Genomic DNA, 17,532 nt, shown 5'->3' on the forward strand with positions numbered 1-17,532 from the left:
GCAAGGTTTGAGTGGCCGGTGGGATGGGCAATGCCCACCTGTTAATCGCTTTATGGCATCTGTTTCATGACTTGCCGATCGTTTTAGATCAAGGCTGGAGGTGAAGGCGATCAGGCCATAATCGATCGATTGGGCCTAGATATCACCAAATTCCTGACCGCTGCCCGTCCAGTTGAAATCCGTGATCCGCAGTTGCAGGGAGCCGGATTGGCGCTCTGGATCAACGCGCAACAGCAGACCGTAGGTGCGGCGGCTATATTCCAGGGTGTAGTTACTGTCGATCCGTTCGCCCGTATCAACGTTGTAGACCTGCTGGAAGCCAACCCGGAAGGGGCCATAAATTTGCTGCGTGAGGCCAACGACCACCACCCGCGCATCCCCGACGCGATCGAACAGGAACGGCGAGGAACCATGTCGCCAGTTTTCGATGTAGCCCAAGGTGAAGGCCGTGTAGTCTAGCCAAGGACGGGAAAAATGGCCCAACTGTCCCTGGAGGACGATCGAGCCGGTGAGCACGTTTTGATAGTCGCCGCTGCTGTAGTTTTGCCAAACCATTTGCAAGCGGGGAACCAGCACGATGCTCGGCCGCAGGGCCACAGGACTGTAGCGCAGGCCGGCTTCGGGTGTGGCCGGCAAAGCTTCGCCACGCCACAGGACGATCGGGCGGGCCACTGCAATTGCCATTTGCGTGCGATCGAGGGTGATTCGATCGTCCGTGTTGCGGCTGGGTTCATCAATCAATTCACCAAAGTCCGATTGGGCATTGATGTTTTGGTAGCCCAATTGGTAGTTGGCAATGAAGCCGGTGTTGCCAATCCGGATTTGGGGCGAGGCAAAGACGGCCCCGATGCTGCGTTGCACGGTGCGGAACCCAAAGGAGCCGTTAAATAACCGATCGCGATAGCTATATTCCAGGGTGAGGGAGTGGGGCCCCCAACCGGTGGGGATGATTTGATTGAGCCGAACGCTGCCTCGGAAGTCATCTTCAAAGCGATCGGGATCGAGCGTCACGGCTCGCACCACGCCCAGCAGAGAAGTGGTGGGGGACAGTTGCGCTGTCAGTCGAGCCTGCAAGCCCAACACATCCAGCCCGATCGGCCCGTTGGCTTGTTCGTCAAATAGGGCCCGCTGGATCAGGTATTGAGGCGTGACCCGCAGACGAACTCGGGGCGTGCGAATTACGTCGAATTGCCGTTGAATGTATAGCCCGCCTCGATCTTCACCGTCGTAGCGAATTTCAAAGGGCTGGGGCGGCCGTTCCCGGCGATCGATCACCGTTCGGCGCACCAACAGGGGCAGGGTGAAGCGATTGTCAAACACCACCCGGGGGCGATCAGCAATTAGCTCATCCCGCAAGGGCGACAAGCGCCGCAGCCGGGCCCGATCGGCCCGAATTTCCGTTTCCGGGGGCGAAAAGGGATCATTGGTGATCCGCACGTTTTGGGCCACCCAGCCATTGGGGTCAAAATCGACCCGATCGGCCTGGAAGCGGAAGTTTTGCACCTCGCCCACCTGGCCCGGCGGCGGATCCAGTAGCCCAAAATTGCCCGTGCCCACTTGCAGCCCAAATTGACCCGTTTGGCGCACATCCCGCAGCGGCTCGTTGGCCGAAATGCGATCGCTCAAGGGGCGATCGAGGGCGGGATTATAGGGCCCGGCGGTGATCACCTCTGCCGGGGCAAAGTCTTCGCCAGTGGTGGGCTGGAAAATTTCGCCGTAGCTCTCAAACAGGGAACCATCCCCCTGCACGAGGTTGTATTCCATCCTTGCGCCCCGAATCACCTGCTGGCCACGGGTGAGGGCTACGTTGCCTTCTGCAAGGGCAATTCGATTGTCAAGGCTGACCTGGAGTCGATCGGCATTGATCACGGCTCCTTGGTAACGCATGGTGACGTTGCCGATCGCGATGAAAATTTGTCGAACCGAGTCGAATTCCTGTCGATCGGCCGTTACTTCAATCGCCCCGATCGCGCCGGGGGGCAAATTGGGCAACTCTGGCCGCGGGGGCCGACCGCCACCGGGTCGATCGGTTCGGTTCGGTGAATTGTTGGGGTCTCCCGCATTCACCGGTTGGGGCGGTCGATCGGGGTCGATCGGTCGCTCTGTCGGCTGCGGATCCGTGGGGGATGGGGGTTGATCGCTCGATCGCGGCGGGAACGGTGGATCGCCCGTGGCTGGCTCGGGAGGCGGTATCTCCGGCCCCTCGGTTCCATTGGGTGGTTCGGTCACCGGCCCTGGCCCTTCCCGAGGAAACAGGGGTGGCACATTCCGCAGGGGATCCTCATCGGGATTGTCTGCCCGGAGCTGTTGCCCAGCGCCTTGAGCATTGGGTTGGTTCGTTGGATCCTGAGCGGCGTAGACCGTTGCTCCCTCAGTTGTAGATCCCTCAGTTGTGGATCCAACTGTTGTGGATCTGACTGCTGTGGATCCCCCGAGTCGGCCAGGGTTGGCGGCTGACGGTCGATCGGTGGACTGGGTTAATTGGGGGGACGTTGTTTGATCGCGAGTGGGTCTTGCCCAGCGACGTAGCGGCGGCAATCCAGCCGGCGGGTTCTTCCCGTTGCTGGTGGCGGTTGTCCGCTCTTCGGTCTGCGGGCGGGGTGGGTTTTGTCGGTTGGGCGGATCCACTTGCCGATCGATTTGTCGATCGATATGAATCAAGGCCCGATTCGGCCCCAACTGGTCGGCGGCCCGTCGGTCTTGGCGGTGCTGTTGCCGAAAATCTCGCAAGGATCCGGGCCGCAAGCTGCGAGCCGGCTGAGGCGGCAGAGATCCTAACCGGCGCAGGGGAACCGACGCGGGGGCGGTTGAATTTGGCTCAGGGGGGCGATCGCCCTCGGCGGCCGTCGGCTCAGTTTCCCGCGTTACAGCCACGTCCTGGACTAGCGGCGGCATCTCGGGCGGTAGCACCGGGTAGGGCATAAATCAGTCGTCCAATGGGCAAAAAATCACGACAATCAACCACACCATCGAGCCGGATCTCGATCGCAAGTAAACCATCCAGCCGGCCACTACTCAGCCCCAGACAATCCCTTGGGTGAGCGTGCTTGCGTGGTCATTGTACTGGGGATATGGCAAGAGATGCCGCCATTGGGATCCTTGCTGCCACACACAAAAACTCAGCGTAGCAAACTGGTCGCTATCGCTGAGTTTCATCATCAACACAAGGAGCAGGATTGAAGCTCGGAATTGCGATCGCGCCGATGGACAACCCATCGATGGCTAGCGATGGCATTCCAAAATCCAGCCCAGGTTTATTCAAAATCGCGACGGTTGGGGTTCCGGGCCGGGTCGTTGGACAGAAAACCAAACACAAACAGGCCAATGAAGAACGAGACAACAACGTATACAGTGATTTTAAGCGCCAGCATTTGTATTGCTCCGAACGAGGAAAGAGGCTTGGGCAGCCAAGTTGTGGGGCAAGCCGGGGCAAAGGCCAACGCGATAGCGAAGTTACCAACGGTGACTCAGTGCCGACGGGGGCCCACAGGGGCACTGTCGAATCGCGATCGAACGCTTGGCTAAGGCAGCCCCGATCGAACACGACGCGATAGCCCCCCTATGATACCAATCGGTTGATACCAAATCTGTTCACTGTTAATTAGCCCTCCTAATTTGAATCTGTTTTGAATCTGTCCCGATCGCACCCCACTGCACCTTCCACGGAGCGAGCTGCCTGGTTGGCCTGGTCGCGGGTTCCGGATGTGGGCCCCGTGCTCTTGCAGCGGCTCCAGCGGGCCTTTGGTTCCTTGGCCGCCGCTTGGCAGGCAGCGCCCGGGGACTTAACCCCCATCGAAGGCATCGGCCCCCAACGGCTGGCGAAAATCCTGGCCGGGCGATCGGCGATCGACCCTGAGCAGCTCTTGGCCGATTGGACTCAAAAAAATCCCCAGTTTTGGACTCCCGCCGATCCAGACTATCCCCAACTGCTGCGGGAGTTGCCAGATTTCCCAGCTCTGTTGTATTACCGAGGCCAACCCCACCCGGCGGAACTTCAGGGAACGCAACCTCTGGTGGCGATTGTGGGCACGCGCCAACCGTCGGACTATGGCCAGCGATGGACTAATCGGCTCACCACCTGTCTCACCAAAGCGGGGTTTGGCATTGTTTCTGGGTTGGCGGAGGGCGTAGATGCGGAAAGCCATCGTGCTTGTTTGGCGGCGGGTGGGCGCACCATTGCTGTTTTGGGAACCGGGGTCGATCGGGTCTATCCCACGGGCAACCGCGATCTCTATGGTCGAATTGTGGGTACGTTTGACTATCCCGGCTCCGGGTTTGCCCTCAGTGAATATCCCAGCGGCACGGGGCCCGATCGCGCCCACTTTCCGCGCCGTAACCGAATTGTGGCGGGGCTGGCGCGGGCAACCATCGTGATTGAAGGCGGCGAGCGATCGGGAGCACTGATCACTGCGAATCAAGCGGCCGACTATGGCCGAGATGTTTATGTGTTGCCCGGGTCATTGGACATGCCCCTTTCGGCCGGTTGCCTGAAGCTGATTAACAGCGGTGCGCAGGTCATTTTGAGCGAAAACCATCTGTTGGATTGTTTGGGGGCCCTGCCCCAGCTCGATCGGGCGGAGTCCGCCACCACCAGTGAAACCGCCCGATCGCCCGTTCCGGGGCCCGCTGCTCCTGGACCAACCCCAACGGCCAAGCCAGCCGTCGCCCCAATGCCGCCACCACCAAACCTGGCTCCGGCTCCGGCTGCCGTTTTGCGGGCGATCGACCCAACTCCCACGGCCCTGGATGCGATCGTGGCGGCCAGCGGCCTCAGTCCCGGAAACGTGATGGCGGCCCTTACGGAATTGGAGCTATTGGGCCTGGTGGAAAACTTGCCGGGAATGCGCTACCGCCGAGCTTAAGCCCGAGTGGCGGTTCAATGGCTCAAGGGGCGATCCATAACCATCGCAGGATTGAGAATCGTAACCGGGAATCAGTAGCCGATCGGTTTGGGTTCGGTGGGTTGTTGCCCCTCACCCGTGGCCGGTGGCAACGCTGCGGGCATGTTGGGCGATCGGCCGGTGGCTTCCGTCGTGTTGGCGGGCTTCAGGAAAATCAGTTGTTTCGGTGGGGGGGGTTGCAAGGTGGAGTCGGTCGCCGCCGCTTGGCGGGCCACCTTGTCTTTCAACACCTCTAGGGCCACGCGCAAATCTCGTTCTTGGCGCTGAAGACTTTGGAGTTTGCGATAGTCCATTGTCCAAGCCTGTTGCAACTGCACCGTTTGGGCATAAACCAACACGGCCAGAGCGATCGAAACCATTGCCGCAATGGCCGACCAACGCTGAATTCGCTTCAGGCGCTGAATGGGCCGCGGTAGTGGCGGCTTGGGCGGCAGGGGAGACACCTTGCGATTGCGGGCCGCCCGCCGCGATTGCCACAACGACAGCAGCGTCACCCGCGATCGGGAGGATCGAGGCGATCGGGCAGGGCGATCGGGGCGGGCCCGGCGAGCAGTCGGCATAGGGGTGGAGATGAGGTTGATCGGGTTCGATCGGGGTTTAGTGGGTTCGATCGAGCTGTTTCAGGCAGAATCATGCTCGATCGAACCATGCTCTGAAGCCCTAGTCGATCGAGATAGTCGTGGGCCCGGCATTGCTGCTGGAGCTGGCACTGGCCGCACCGGTCAAGGGCGTGCGAAAGTCACGATAGAACTGATCGCGCCAGTCAAAGAAGCGAGCATAGGCCGGATTGTCAGCAATGCCCGGAATGCCGCGCCCACGCAGCCCGATCGGTACATCAAAGTAGGGCGTGCTGGGAATTTTCACCAACACACTCACCGCCGCCACCGCCACATCGGCCAGGGTGGGTTGACTGCCAGTCAGGTAGGGATTTGCTTCCAAAAGGCTGCATAGACTTTCGATCGCGCGGCTGAGGTTGTCCTTAGCCTTTTTCAGCACCTCTGGCGTGAGACCCACACCGGCTCCCATCACCCCAAAAACCTCGCCGGGAATGAAGCCCACCAGGGTCTTCAACGGATCCGGCGTTTCATCCGGCAACAGGGCCGTGCGGTAGCCCGGATCTTGCCCCAGGGTGGCCAGAAAAACCTTGCGGGCATCGGCATAGAACGAATCATCGGCCCAAGCTTCCAGCACCGTCGCCAAGGCCCGCTCGGCAGGATTGGGGGGCAAAAGGGGGCGATCGGGATAGGCGCGATCGAGATAGTTCAAAATCGCGGTTGAGTCGGCAATCACCTCGTTGCCATCCTTCAGCAGGGGCACTTGGCGCTGGCCCGACAACCGAAAAACATCAATTTGCCCGACTCCGGGAGTCACTTCAACTTTGCGGTAGTCCAGGCTCTTGTAGTCCAGCGCAAGGCGCACCTTCTCGCAGTAAGCCGACAACTCAAATTGGTACAGTTCCAGCATGGTAGTTTGCGGCGTGGGTTCAAAGAGCCGATCGAATCGTTGCTCCCGTTAGCTCTTGGGCGATCGGGGAGCGTTTGATCGCAGTATAAGGCAAGGGTTTCGCCCTTTGGGGATTTGTCCTTGGTTTGCAGTGGGCGACATGACCCGTTGGGGTTGGTGTTTTGGTCTTAATGAACCCGGCGCAATTTGGGTGCAATTTTTGGCGCAACTTTGGCGCAATTTTAAGGATCATCGGCTTGGGCCAGCTCCTGTACTTGCTCGATCGACAAGCCCGTCACCCGGCTGACCGTTTCCGGATCCAGCGTTTTCAGCAGCTCGCGGGCAATTTCCAGTTCTCGCTGCTTTGCACCTAAGGTGATCCCCTCAGCACGCCCTGCTGCCAGCCCTTCAGCCAGCCCTTCCGCTAGTCCTTCCGCTAGTCCTTCCGCAAGACCCTCGTCCCGAGCGCTGAAAATTTGCCCTTGCATGACGCGCAGTCGATCGAGTTCCGCCTCAAAAAAGCGCAACTCCGCCGGAGACAGTTGACTTTCGTTGGCAATGTCTAGGGCTGACTGTAAATCATGATCGCTAGTCAATTCTGGAGGAGCTTGTTGCAACTCCCCTGCCCGTTGCAGGAAAAATAACCAGCGATCAACCAGTCCTTCTAAGTCCACCAAATCCTTACCAAATTTCGGTAATTCCACAAAAATCCAGCGCAATTGCGAGGTGCAAAGGGCGTGGGTTTCTTCATTCAGAATGCTGAACCGGGAAATGGGCAAGGACTGATCCACCTCTGGATCGTCGAATAAGATAAAGTCCGTAATAGTGACGGCAATCACGGGCCTCAAATCCCAATAATACTTACCCCGTCCCAGTTGGCTGGCATAGGCTTTGGTGGTGTTATACAAAATTCGCTGTATAAAGGCTTCCACCTTGGCCACCTGCATTTCAATAATCACGGTGGAGCCATCATCAAGCTGAGCTTTCACATCCAAAATGCTCAACTTAAAATCGGAAATTTCCGGTTGCTGATAGGGATCTAAAATTTCCAGATCCTGAATCCTCAGTTGCCCATCATAAATGAGGGCGTTGAGCAGGCTTTTCAAGATGGGCCTGCTGTTAGGAGAAGCGAAGATTCGCTTAAAGCCAAAATCCGTTTTTGGGTCAATGAAGCCCATGGTTCACAGGGTGTTTTGCGATCGCTCATTACCAGCCTAAACCAGATATCTGGGATCTGAATGACCGCTGGGGCAGTGGTGCTAGGGGGAAACGCAGGATCCCGAGGGGGGCGATCGCCTGGCAAGATGGGCTAATCAACAGCACCATCAGCACAAACCCCTTCGTTTCGTTGCACTGAAATTGGCGCTAGGGTTGCTCTGGGTTGTTGTTCATGGGTTCATCGATGAACCCATGACTGATGGCGATCGACATTCGGTTCAACACCCTGGCCCCTTTTTTCAAACCTCCATGATGTCTGCGATCGCCCGGCTTCGACAGCTTTTGATTGACCCCGAGCCAGCCCGTTGGGTCGATCGGCTCTGGTGGATTGCCAGTATTCTGTTCGGCTTGGGCTATGGCTTGGCTATCTTGCCGGAAGCCTTTGCGGATCCCTATGTGGTGGCCGATGACGGTCGGCAACATTTGTTCTGGATGCTGCGGCTCAGTCACCCGGATGCGTTTCCGGGCGATTGGATTGCGGATTATTTTGAGTCCGTTGCCCCCTGGGGATTTCGAGCCATCTACTGGTTCCCGGAAGTGATGGATTGGGGAGCGGTGACGGCGGCCAAGGGGTGGCCGTTAATTCTCAGTGGCGCGATCGGGGGATTGGCTTGGGCCGTCACGCGAGCCATTTTGCCGGTTCCCTTTGCCGGTTTTGTGGCGGCGCTGCTGTTTCTCCAAAACCTTTGGCTGAAGGACGATTTGGCTTCGGGCACGGCGCGGGCTTTTTTGAATCCCCTGTTTTTGATGGTGCTGTGGGCTTGGGTGAAGCGATCTCCCTGGGGGCTGTGTTTGGCGATCGGGCTGTTGGGGGGTTTTTATCCCCACTATGTTTTGGTGACGGCGGCCATGTTGACCCTGCGTTTAGCGATCGGGGTCTGGCGGCGGGAGGCCCATTGGCGCATTTGGGCGATCGGGTTGGGAGTTTGTGTGGCGGTGTTGCTGCCCTTTGCGGCCAATGCTTCTACCTTTGGCCCCACCATCACCGTTGATCAAGCACGTCAGTTGCCAGAATTTTTACCCAATGGGCGATCGCGCTTTTTCTATGAAGATTTTGGGCGTTTTTGGCTGTCGGCGGGTCGCAGTGGCATTCAACCGCCCCTGGAGCCGCCTTTGCTGGTTTTGGGGTTGGGCTTGCCCCTGATTTGGCGCTGGCGCGATCGGTTTCCCCTCTGGTCTCAAGTGCGATCGGGCATTGAAGTTCTGCCGTTGTTGACCCTGGCCAGTTTCGGTTGCTTTGGGTTAGCCCATCTGTTGCTGTTTCGGTTGCACTTGCCCAGTCGCTACACCCAACATGGCCTGCGAGCGGTTTTGGCGATCGCCACAGCAATTGTGCTGGTGTTGCTGCTCGATCGGCTTTGGACTTGGGCCCAAGGACAGCGGCGACTCCTGGCTTGGGGTCTCACGCTCGGGGCGATCGGGCTGTTAGTTGCCTATCCGTTGGCCGTGCGCGGGTTCCCGAAAGCGAACTACGTGATCGGCCAGGCACCGGATCTCTATGAAATTTTGGCTGACTATCCAAACAACACGCGCATTGCCACCCTTTCCGGCGAAGCCAGCAACATCCCCACCTTTGCCGGTAAATCCGTTTTGGTGGGGGCCGAATTTGCAATTCCCTACCACTGGGGCTATTACCGCGAGTTTCGATCGCGCGTGGAAACCTTGCTGCGGGCCCAATACAGCCCTGATCTCAGCCTGTTGCGAGCCGCGATCGCCCAATATCAACCCACTCACTGGTTACTGGATCCGGGCGCGTTCGATCTCGACTACTTGGAAAATAATGACTGGTTACGGCAATACCAACCCGCCTATGGAGAAGCTCGGCGCTGGTTAGCCCGTGGCCAGCGATCGGCGCTGGCTCAACGGGTCGATCGATGCTTGGCAGCTCAATCCCAAGAGGGACTCTTGCTCTTAGATGCCAACTGCTTGGCCCAAACGCTCCCCCCGACGGCTCCAGAATTACCCCCGATCGGGCAATGATGCAGATCTCAGCTCATTGGGCGCAGAAGCCGATAGACCAAGACGCTAGTAAATTCGCCCCAGAAACCTGTTGCAGAAAGCTTCTAGACAGGTCGTAGAAAACTTCTAGACAAGTTGCAGAAAGCTTCTAAACAAGTTGCAGACAAGGGGACTAAGCCCCTTATCCCTCACGATTTCGCAACAGGTAGACGGGGGCTTAACCCTTGGCTCCCCACGACTTCGCACCAGCAGGATTTAGACGATCGAGGATCTGATGACAGATCCTCAGTGCCCTGCCTTAAAACCTAGAACGACGGCTGATGCCGAATCAGGTTCAGAAACTCTTCGCGGGTTTTTTGGTCTTCTTGGAACACACCCACCATGGCACTGGTCACCGTCCAAGAACCCGGCTTTTGTACCCCACGCATCGACATGCACATGTGGGTTCCCTCCATCACCACAGCCACCCCCCGAGGCTCCAGAACTTCTTGGATCGCTTCCGCCACTTGACGGGTTAGGCGTTCTTGCACCTGCAAACGACGGGCATACATTTCCACAATCCGAGCCAACTTGCTCAAGCCCACCACCTTTTGGTTGGGAATGTAAGCCACATGGGCCCGGCCCATGAAGGGCAGCATATGGTGTTCGCAAAGACTGAAGAAGTTGATGTCGCGAACGAGAACCATTTCATTGTGGCCCTCATCAAAAATGGCCCCATTGACCAATGTTTCCAACGACATGTCATAGCCGCTGGTGAGGAAACGCATGGCCTCCGCCACCCGGTGCGGGGTTTTCAGCAGCCCTTCGCGCTCGGGATCTTCACCAACCCCTAACAGAATCGTCCGTACCGCGTCCATCATGTCATCCTTGCTGACTGCTGGAGGCTGGTTCACTTGCGCAGGTTGTCCGTCATGGGTGTTGCGATCGGGACGGGTTAAAAGCCCTTTGCCCTCGTCTTCCGTGGCTGAACTATTGGGATTAACCATCCCATTTGAGATCGCATTAGAGGCGGCGATAGTCATGATTGAAATAATGAGGGAAATCCTTCCAAGAAGAACGCGCAGTGCTCCAAACACTGAGTCTCTGTTAAAAAATGGTAATACTTTTTGGCGGCTGGCGGCGAAACCCGGCCAATTCACGATCCCCGGCGTTTGGATAGCTCAAGGCGATCGATCTGCATGAGTGGGGCGATCGAGTTGATGGATTTCTGAACCAATGGGGCCTGATGAAATCTATAAAAAAAATCTATCAATCCTGTCGATGGATCCAGTGCGGGGAATGGAGAGCCACCGGCTAGGGATTGCGCAAAATCATGGCCAGCAATGTATCAATGACGCGCTGGGGATCCATGGGAACCAAGTGCTTACCGCCCAGCATCTCTTGCGTAATGTTGAAGTGGGCCAAAGCACCAATAAAAACGCGGGCGGTTGCTTCTGGATCGTCAATCTTTAGCTCCGGATGGGCTGCTAAGTAGCTGGTGAGGGCTTCGCAACCGCGCTGGCAAAAATTCCGAATAAACAGTTCGGATAGCTCCGGGAACCGCTCCGACTCGGCCATGATCAGGCGAATGAAGGCCATATGTCCTTCGTCCTGGCCCACCTTGAAGATGAAGAGATTGGCCAAATGCCGCAAAAAGTGGTGTGGGTCAGCCCCCAAGAGAGTTTCGTCAAACATTTCTGGAAACTTGCTGCGGGCCAGCTCTTCCACCAGTGCCCCAAAGAGACTTTCCTTGCTTTGGAAGTGGCTGTAAACCGTTGCTTTGGAAACGCCTGCGGTGGCCGCCACGCGATCCATGCTCGTGCCTGCATAACCTTTGGCCAGGAAGGTTTTCATGGCTCCGTCCAGGATCTGGCGTTTTTTGCTGAGGGGGGCGATCGGGTGCGCAGCCGGAACGGACATGGTCATTACCTACAAAATAGCAACGGAATTGAGCAAGGGGGGCTGGGCTGCCCCGATCTCTGCCCAGGATCTTCCTGCCCAGAATTGACAGGATTGGCGGGATGAATGATTGACAAAATGGAGGCGGTGTAAGCGTTAATTCGCGGCTGATGCGCGTTGACTTTTGACGGGTTCCAACCCATGACGCTTCCGCAAGGTTTCAACCTTAACTCTCCTCTGGGCAGTCATTAAAGATTAATGGGCGATCGCCTTGGATTGCATCAGGTGATTTTGAGCGGTAAAAGGCCGTTGTGGTTAAAGGTTTGGAGAGATCGAGTCCGCAAATTACGATTTGGGATGAATTCCGCATTAATTCCTATTGTACTAAACGGTTTAGTCTAGCTATACTCAAAATTGAACTAGACAGTTCAGTTTGATTACCTGCTATACCTCTCTCACTCCACAGCTCGCTGCACAAGATTCGGAGGGCGACATCGTGACCAGTCCGGTTCCTTGGAAATTGCTCAATCCCCGTCAATGGACTCAAGCGACGATTCCGATCGCCCTGGGAGCGGTGGTCTTGGTGGGTGGGGGCGCGGTGTTGTTGCGCAGCCGGGCAGCGGAAACTCCAGCTCCGGTGGTTACGCCCTTGCCGTCGCCAACGGTGGTGACGGCCCTGGGGCAACTGGAGCCAGCGGGGGAGGTGATTACGCTGGCGGCTCCGTCATCGAGCACGGATTCGCGAATTGCCCGCCTGTTGGTGGAGGAGGGCGATCGGGTGCGGGCGGGCCAGGTGGTGGCGATTTTGGATGAGGCGGAACGGTTGGCGGCGGCGGTGGAACGGGCTGATCGCCAGGTGGATTCGGCTGAAGCGGCCCTTGATCGGGTGCGAGCTGGGGCCAAACGGGGCGAACTGAATGCCCAGTCGGCAGAGATCGATCGGGTGCGGGCCCAGCGGGATGGCGATTGGCGCTCCCAACGGGCCACGCTCGATCGACTGCTGGCGGAACGGGATACCCAACTGGCCGCCCAGCGGGCCACGATCGCCCGTTTGGAAGCGGAGTTAGCCAACGCCCAGGTGGAAGCCGATCGCTATGCCAGCCTCTATGGCACGGGGGCGATTTCTGCCTCTCAACGGGACAGCAAAACCACCACCCTGGATACGGCCCGTGCTCGGTTGGTGGAAGCGCGGGCTAATTTGGCCCAAATCGATGCTTCCTATCGAGAAAAAGTGGTGGAAGCCCAGGCCAGCCTCGATCGAATCCGGACAACGGGCGTGGCTCAGCTCACCGCCGCTCGGGCCACCCTCGATCGAATTGCGGAGGTGCGCCCCACGGATTTGCGGGTGGCCGAAGCAGACCTGGCCGCTGCGATCGCCGCCGCTAAGCAGGCGCGGGCGGATCTCAACCGCGCCATTATTCGCGCTCCCCGAGACAGTCAGGTACTGAAAATCTATGCTCGACCCGGTGAATTGGTGGGTAGCCAGGGCATTGCCGATTTGGGTCAAACCCAGCTAATGGAAGTGGTGGCGGAAGTGTATGACACCGATGCACCCAAGGTTCGCGTGGGGCAAACGGCCACCATCACGAGTGATGCATTTTCCGGTGAACTGCGAGGATCGGTGGTGCGATCGGGGTTGCAGGTGCGCAAACAGACCACCCGCGATATCGATCCCTCTGCCAATTTGGATGAGCGCGTGGTGGAAGTGCGAATTCGGCTGGAGCCAACCGACGGTCAGCGGGTGGCCAATCTGACCAATTTGCAAGTAAAAGCCACCATCGATCTGAAATCTCTGCCCCAGCCTTAGGGCCTGTCGTCATTTCCTAGGATCAGGCGGAAACGATTGATTTTCCACGTTCCAGTCGTTGTGACAAGGGACTTGAGCATCTTATCCCCCACGATCTGCCAACGGCGGAATCAGGGTTTCAGGCGATTTGACGACGCGCCCTAGCCCCAGTCTTGGCCCCAGTCTTTATCGATCGGGCTGTCTAGCGCGTCCTGATCTTCAATTTTTGCTTACCGTTGGCAGCCGGGTTTCCCCAATCACTGCCCGCGCTGTCTGAGAACCCTTCGGGATGGATGCCCATCATGCTCGATCGCCTCACTCGCTCTGCCGACTCAGCCCCTGAATCTCTGGCTCCCGGCACGGCTGACTTGGGAGCCGCCCCCCAACCTCGCCCCAATCCCGAAACCAAGACGACCCCTGCTTGGGTTGCGGCCCTGCAACGTCGCATTCCCCTCGGTTGGCTACAGCTTCGGCACGATCGGGGACGGCTACTGACGGCCTTGGCGGGCATTGCCTTCGCGGACTTGGCGATTTTTATGCAACTGGGGTTCCAAAATGCCCTTTATGACAGCAACACCCGGCTGAACCGGGCCATCACCGCCGATGTGGTGTTGATCAGCGCCCAGGCCCGCAACCTGATTGGTCTATCTAGCTTTGCCCGTCGTCGTCTGTTTCAAGCGGAAGCGATCCCCGGCGTGGCCAATGCGGATCCCCTCTATGCCACGATTAGCAACTGGAAAAATCCCGAAACCCGCAAGGAAAAACAAATCCTGATTTTGGGAACCAATCCCGATCGCCCGGCCTTTGATTTCCCTGAAATTCAACAGCATCAGAATGATCTGAAGCTGCAAGATCGCTATCTGTTCGATCGGGCAGCCCGGGGGGAATATCAAAAAACCATTGCCCAGCTCGATCGGGGCCAACCCGTGCAGACCGACCTCGATCGCAAACGAATTGAGGTCATTGGTACTTACAAAGTGGGCGCGTCCTTTGCCGCCGACGGCAGCATTCTCACCAGCGATCGCAACTTTTTGCGGGCCTTTCCCCGGCGGGATCCTGGCAGCGTCAGCATCGGCCTAATTTACCTGGAACCGGGAGCCGATCCCGTCACCGTGCGCACCCAACTGCAAGCCGCCTTGCCAAACGATGTGAACGTGCTGACCAAAGCGGAATTTGTGCAATTTGAAAAGGACTACTGGGCCAAAAACACCGCCATTGGGTTCATCTTCAGCTTTGGTGTGGCCCTGGGGTTTGGCATTGGCGTAATCATCGTCTACCAAGTGCTTTCCACCGATGTCAACGACCACATTCGGGAATATGCCACCCTCAAGGCCATGGGCTATCGCCACCGCTATTTCATTGGCGTGATTTTGGAAGAAGCGCTGATCTTGGCCATTGTTGGGTTTGTGCCCAGCTTGGCCGTGTCCGCTGGGTTATATGCCCTAACCCGTAATGCCACCAACTTGCCCATGTTTATGACCTTGGGGCGGGCGCTGTTGGTGTTGATGGTTACCTTCGTCATGTGCTGTTTGTCGGGGGCGATCGCCTCGCGGCGTTTGCAATCGGCGGATCCGGCAGACATGTTCTAGGTGCGGCAACCCGTGCGGCAACCGGCACGGCAACCCGTGCGGCAATTTCAGACAGGCAAATCAACCACCATGACTCACCCCATCCTCAACCAAGCCGTCACGGGACAGCCCAACGGGGCGATCGACAGGCTGAACACAGCGATCGACAGCGCGCCCGAAGCCGACTGGGCCATTGAAATTGCCAATCTCAATCACTGGTTTGGTCACGGAGACCTGAAAAAACAAGTCCTCTTTGAGATTAATTTGCAAATTCGGCGCGGGGAAATTGTGTTGGTGACGGGCCCTTCCGGTTCCGGCAAAACCACGCTGCTGACGCTGATTGGCGGTTTGCGTTCCGTCCAGGAAGGACACCTGAGCGTGTTGGGGCGAGAACTCCACGGGGCCAGCTCCGAAGAATTGGTCTTGGCGCGACGATACAATGGCTATATCTTCCAAGCACACAACTTGCATCGCAGTCTGACCGCTGCCCAAAACGTGCAAATGAGTCTGTCCCTGCATGTGGGTTGGAGTGTCCAGGAGATGCGATCGCGCGCGATCGAGATGCTAGGACTTGTGGGTTTGGGTCATCGCACGGATTACTATCCCGATGATTTATCCGGTGGGCAAAAGCAACGGGTGGCGATCGCCCGCGCCCTTGCCAGCCATCCCAAAATCGTGTTGGCCGACGAGCCGACTGCTGCCCTCGACAGTCAATCTGGCCGGGAGGTGGTTAACCTCATGCAAGGCCTCGCCAAGCAGCAGGGTTGCACAATTTTGATGGTGACCCATGACAATCGCATTCTTGATGTTGCTGATCGCCTCGTTTCCGTTGAAGATGGACGGCTTGTTTCCACGCCTCGATCTGCCTAGCTCGATCCGAGCTAGCCTGCTCTGAACTAGCTCGATCCGAACTAGCCCGATCGGCATGAGCCTGATCGACATAAACCTGATCGATTTGCCCAGCCGCTATACACCCTCGCCGGCATTCGCTCTGATCAGGGGAATCGATGATCTCGATCGTTGCACCCAAGCCGGGTTGATGCAACTATCACCCCACCATCGTCTGAACCATCTTCTATGGTCAAAGTCGGCCAAACTTCGTGACCCATTTGCTGTGCCGCGAGTCAACCGGGTTTCCAACCCCTCCAAGGCTCGCCAACTCGGCATTATTGAGGTTGTCTCCGCCTAGGCGCAAAATTGGTGGCTTAAAGTCCGGCTTTTGCGGATTTCGAGCGAAAAAGCAATTATTCGACCCGTGACCCCTCGGATCGGGTCGGCCGAATAAGCCTACGATCACGGATACCCATTCACCCGTCACCGATTCACCCGTAACCGACCACCGATCGCTAACAACTGGTCACAGGCCCACCGAGCACGCGCCAGTGATCGCTGACAATCGCTAACAGACAATCGCTAACAACTGATCACAGACAACCGATCGCCCGCAGTGATCGATTTATGCTTGGGGTAAGTCAAAGATCGAGGGCGATCGTCACCCACCTGAATCAGCCATTGCCAATTATTGAGGGTACGAGGATACGCAGAGTTGATGTTGAGGCAAACATCAGGGATTTCTAGACTGAGGGCGTTGCTGACAACGATCAATGCCAAGCAGCTCTCGGGTGTTCTGTCGCTTACCGACACCAAGCACACCTGGTTGCTCCCGTTTTACCGTGGCAAACTCGGTTATCCCACCTGCGAAATTCACCGCGTTCGTCGCTGGAGCCGCGCCATCAAACGCAGTTGCCCGCAATTTCGCCCCAGCCGAATTCGGATTGAATTTGCCAGCCCTTCAGAATTGCGTTTTTGGGAACAGCTCACCCTGGCCCGTGGCCTGAAAGCCGAAGAAATTAACCCAGAGCAAGCTCGCGATATTGTTTGTACGGCGGCCAAGGAAATGCTCTTTACGGCGGCCAGCATGATGGAGCCGCAGTTTAATTGGCAGCCCTTTCCCCTGTTGGATCATGACACCGGATCCCAGGTGACTTTGGAACAATGCGAAGTCCAGTCTTTGATGCAGGTGGCAGAGCAACTCTGGCAGCGCTGGCAACTGCTGGGTTTGGATTTGGACTATAGCAATCGTGCGCCGATGTTGAAAGATTCGTCGGCTTTGAATACCAAAATTCAAGAACAAACGGAAAGCACATCTTTTTATAGTTTGCAGCCGCTGTTTAATGGTCAGCGAACCTTTTGGGATATTGACGTTAAGCTGCAACAATCTTCGATGGTGGCCATTCGCATTTTGCGCTATTTCTTGCAACAAAATGCGGTGGAATTTCGGAGCTTGCCAGATTTACCCAATCCCCTTTCGGGCTTGCTGGAACCAACGGCAGGGGCACTGGTGGCTTGCATTGATGACAGTATGGTGATTTGTCGGTCTTTAGAAAATATTGTGACCCATGCGGGTTATCGGTTTGTGTCAACGCAGGATCCGGTGCAGGCGATTCCGTTGTTGCGCAAACACCGACCGGATTTCATCTTTTTGGATTTGAATATGCCGGTGGTGAATGGGTATGAGATTTGTACTCAGATTCGCCGTTTGGAAGGGTTTCGCGATACGCCGGTCACAATTTTGACGGGCCAAGATGGGCTGGTCGATCGCGTGCGGGCCAAGTTGGTTGGTTCTACGGACTTTTTGCCCAAACCGCCTCGCAAGGAAAAGATTGTGGCTCTGTTGGAAAAATATTTGGGCGATCGCGGTGGCGCGGGAACTGCGAAGTCCCCGTCTCCATTGAGAAACTAGACCTCTTGCCCCAATCAAAACCCTCACCCTAAATCC

Annotated in this window: 14 protein-coding genes; 7 read left to right on the forward strand and 7 right to left on the reverse strand. The window is 57.2% G+C overall.

Translation table 11 applies throughout. The annotated features are described in order from the left end of the window. Nucleotides 1–135: 135 nt before the first annotated feature. Together H6G52_RS00090 and H6G52_RS00095 are read right to left on the reverse strand one after the other, a co-directional pair. Nucleotides 136–2,922, reverse strand: coding sequence for a DUF3769 domain-containing protein (locus tag H6G52_RS00090; protein ID WP_190525669.1), 2,787 nt, complete (start codon nucleotides 2,920–2,922; stop codon nucleotides 136–138). A gap of 332 nt (nucleotides 2,923–3,254) precedes the next feature. After that, complete coding sequence (locus H6G52_RS00095; protein ID WP_099531763.1) at nucleotides 3,255–3,371, reverse strand: photosystem II reaction center protein I; 117 nt, start codon at nucleotides 3,369–3,371, stop codon at nucleotides 3,255–3,257. Nucleotides 3,372–3,626: 255 nt separating this feature from the next. Between H6G52_RS00095 and dprA the strand changes: the two genes are divergently transcribed. Continuing rightward, nucleotides 3,627–4,862: a DNA-processing protein DprA gene (gene dprA, locus H6G52_RS00100; RefSeq protein ID WP_242026095.1), complete on the forward strand. Its 1,236-nt coding sequence runs from the start codon at nucleotides 3,627–3,629 to the stop codon at nucleotides 4,860–4,862. A gap of 71 nt (nucleotides 4,863–4,933) precedes the next feature. Here dprA and H6G52_RS00105 read toward each other — a convergent pair whose 3' ends face one another. The 3 genes from H6G52_RS00105 to H6G52_RS00115 form a co-directional block, all read right to left on the reverse strand. Continuing rightward, the gene (locus tag H6G52_RS00105) at nucleotides 4,934–5,461 is read right to left on the reverse strand and encodes a hypothetical protein (protein WP_190525672.1); all 528 of its coding nucleotides are present in this window, start codon (nucleotides 5,459–5,461) and stop codon (nucleotides 4,934–4,936) included. Nucleotides 5,462–5,561: 100 nt separating this feature from the next. Then, entirely contained in the window at nucleotides 5,562–6,365 is an 804-nt protein-coding gene (locus tag H6G52_RS00110) for a glutathione S-transferase family protein (RefSeq protein ID WP_190354099.1), read from the reverse strand. A gap of 221 nt (nucleotides 6,366–6,586) precedes the next feature. Next, nucleotides 6,587–7,522, reverse strand: coding sequence for an Rpn family recombination-promoting nuclease/putative transposase (locus tag H6G52_RS00115; RefSeq protein WP_190525674.1), 936 nt, complete (start codon nucleotides 7,520–7,522; stop codon nucleotides 6,587–6,589). Between the two features lie 289 nt (nucleotides 7,523–7,811). Here H6G52_RS00115 and H6G52_RS00120 point away from each other — a divergent pair, with 289 nt between their 5' ends. Beyond that, nucleotides 7,812–9,542, forward strand: a complete 1,731-nt coding sequence (locus H6G52_RS00120; RefSeq protein ID WP_190525676.1) for a hypothetical protein — start codon at nucleotides 7,812–7,814, stop codon at nucleotides 9,540–9,542. A gap of 284 nt (nucleotides 9,543–9,826) precedes the next feature. On the opposite strand, the gene folE is transcribed toward H6G52_RS00120, so the two are convergent. Both folE and H6G52_RS00130 read right to left on the reverse strand, forming a co-directional pair. Continuing rightward, on the reverse strand, nucleotides 9,827–10,543 hold the full coding sequence (gene folE, locus H6G52_RS00125; RefSeq protein WP_190354102.1) for a GTP cyclohydrolase I FolE: 717 nt from the start codon (nucleotides 10,541–10,543) through the stop codon (nucleotides 9,827–9,829). A gap of 271 nt (nucleotides 10,544–10,814) precedes the next feature. Beyond that, nucleotides 10,815–11,420: a TetR/AcrR family transcriptional regulator gene (locus tag H6G52_RS00130; protein ID WP_199291432.1), complete on the reverse strand. Its 606-nt coding sequence runs from the start codon at nucleotides 11,418–11,420 to the stop codon at nucleotides 10,815–10,817. A 475-nt stretch (nucleotides 11,421–11,895) separates the two neighbouring features. Between H6G52_RS00130 and H6G52_RS00135 the strand changes: the two genes are divergently transcribed. The 5 genes from H6G52_RS00135 (at nucleotide 11,896) to H6G52_RS00155 (ending at nucleotide 17,496) form a co-directional block, all read left to right on the forward strand. After that, entirely contained in the window at nucleotides 11,896–13,206 is a 1,311-nt protein-coding gene (locus H6G52_RS00135; RefSeq protein WP_370567642.1) for an HlyD family efflux transporter periplasmic adaptor subunit, read from the forward strand. A 272-nt stretch (nucleotides 13,207–13,478) separates the two neighbouring features. Beyond that, complete coding sequence (gene devC, locus H6G52_RS00140) at nucleotides 13,479–14,774, forward strand: ABC transporter permease DevC (protein ID WP_234406488.1); 1,296 nt, start codon at nucleotides 13,479–13,481, stop codon at nucleotides 14,772–14,774. A gap of 12 nt (nucleotides 14,775–14,786) precedes the next feature. Further along, nucleotides 14,787–15,623, forward strand: coding sequence for a DevA family ABC transporter ATP-binding protein (locus H6G52_RS00145; RefSeq protein WP_370567643.1), 837 nt, complete (start codon nucleotides 14,787–14,789; stop codon nucleotides 15,621–15,623). Nucleotides 15,624–15,678: 55 nt separating this feature from the next. Beyond that, a complete protein-coding gene (locus H6G52_RS00150; RefSeq protein WP_190525678.1) occupies nucleotides 15,679–15,942 on the forward strand; it encodes a hypothetical protein in 264 nt (87 codons plus the stop codon). 399 nt (nucleotides 15,943–16,341) lie between these two features. Beyond that, nucleotides 16,342–17,496 carry a response regulator gene (locus H6G52_RS00155; protein WP_158234318.1) on the forward strand — a complete coding sequence of 385 codons (1,155 nt, stop codon included), beginning with the start codon at nucleotides 16,342–16,344 and terminating at the stop codon, nucleotides 17,494–17,496. The last annotated feature ends 36 nt before the right edge of the window (nucleotides 17,497–17,532 follow it).

This window comes from Limnothrix sp. FACHB-881 (assembly GCF_014698135.1).
Classification (GTDB): domain Bacteria; phylum Cyanobacteriota; class Cyanobacteriia; order CACIAM-69d; family CACIAM-69d; genus CACIAM-69d.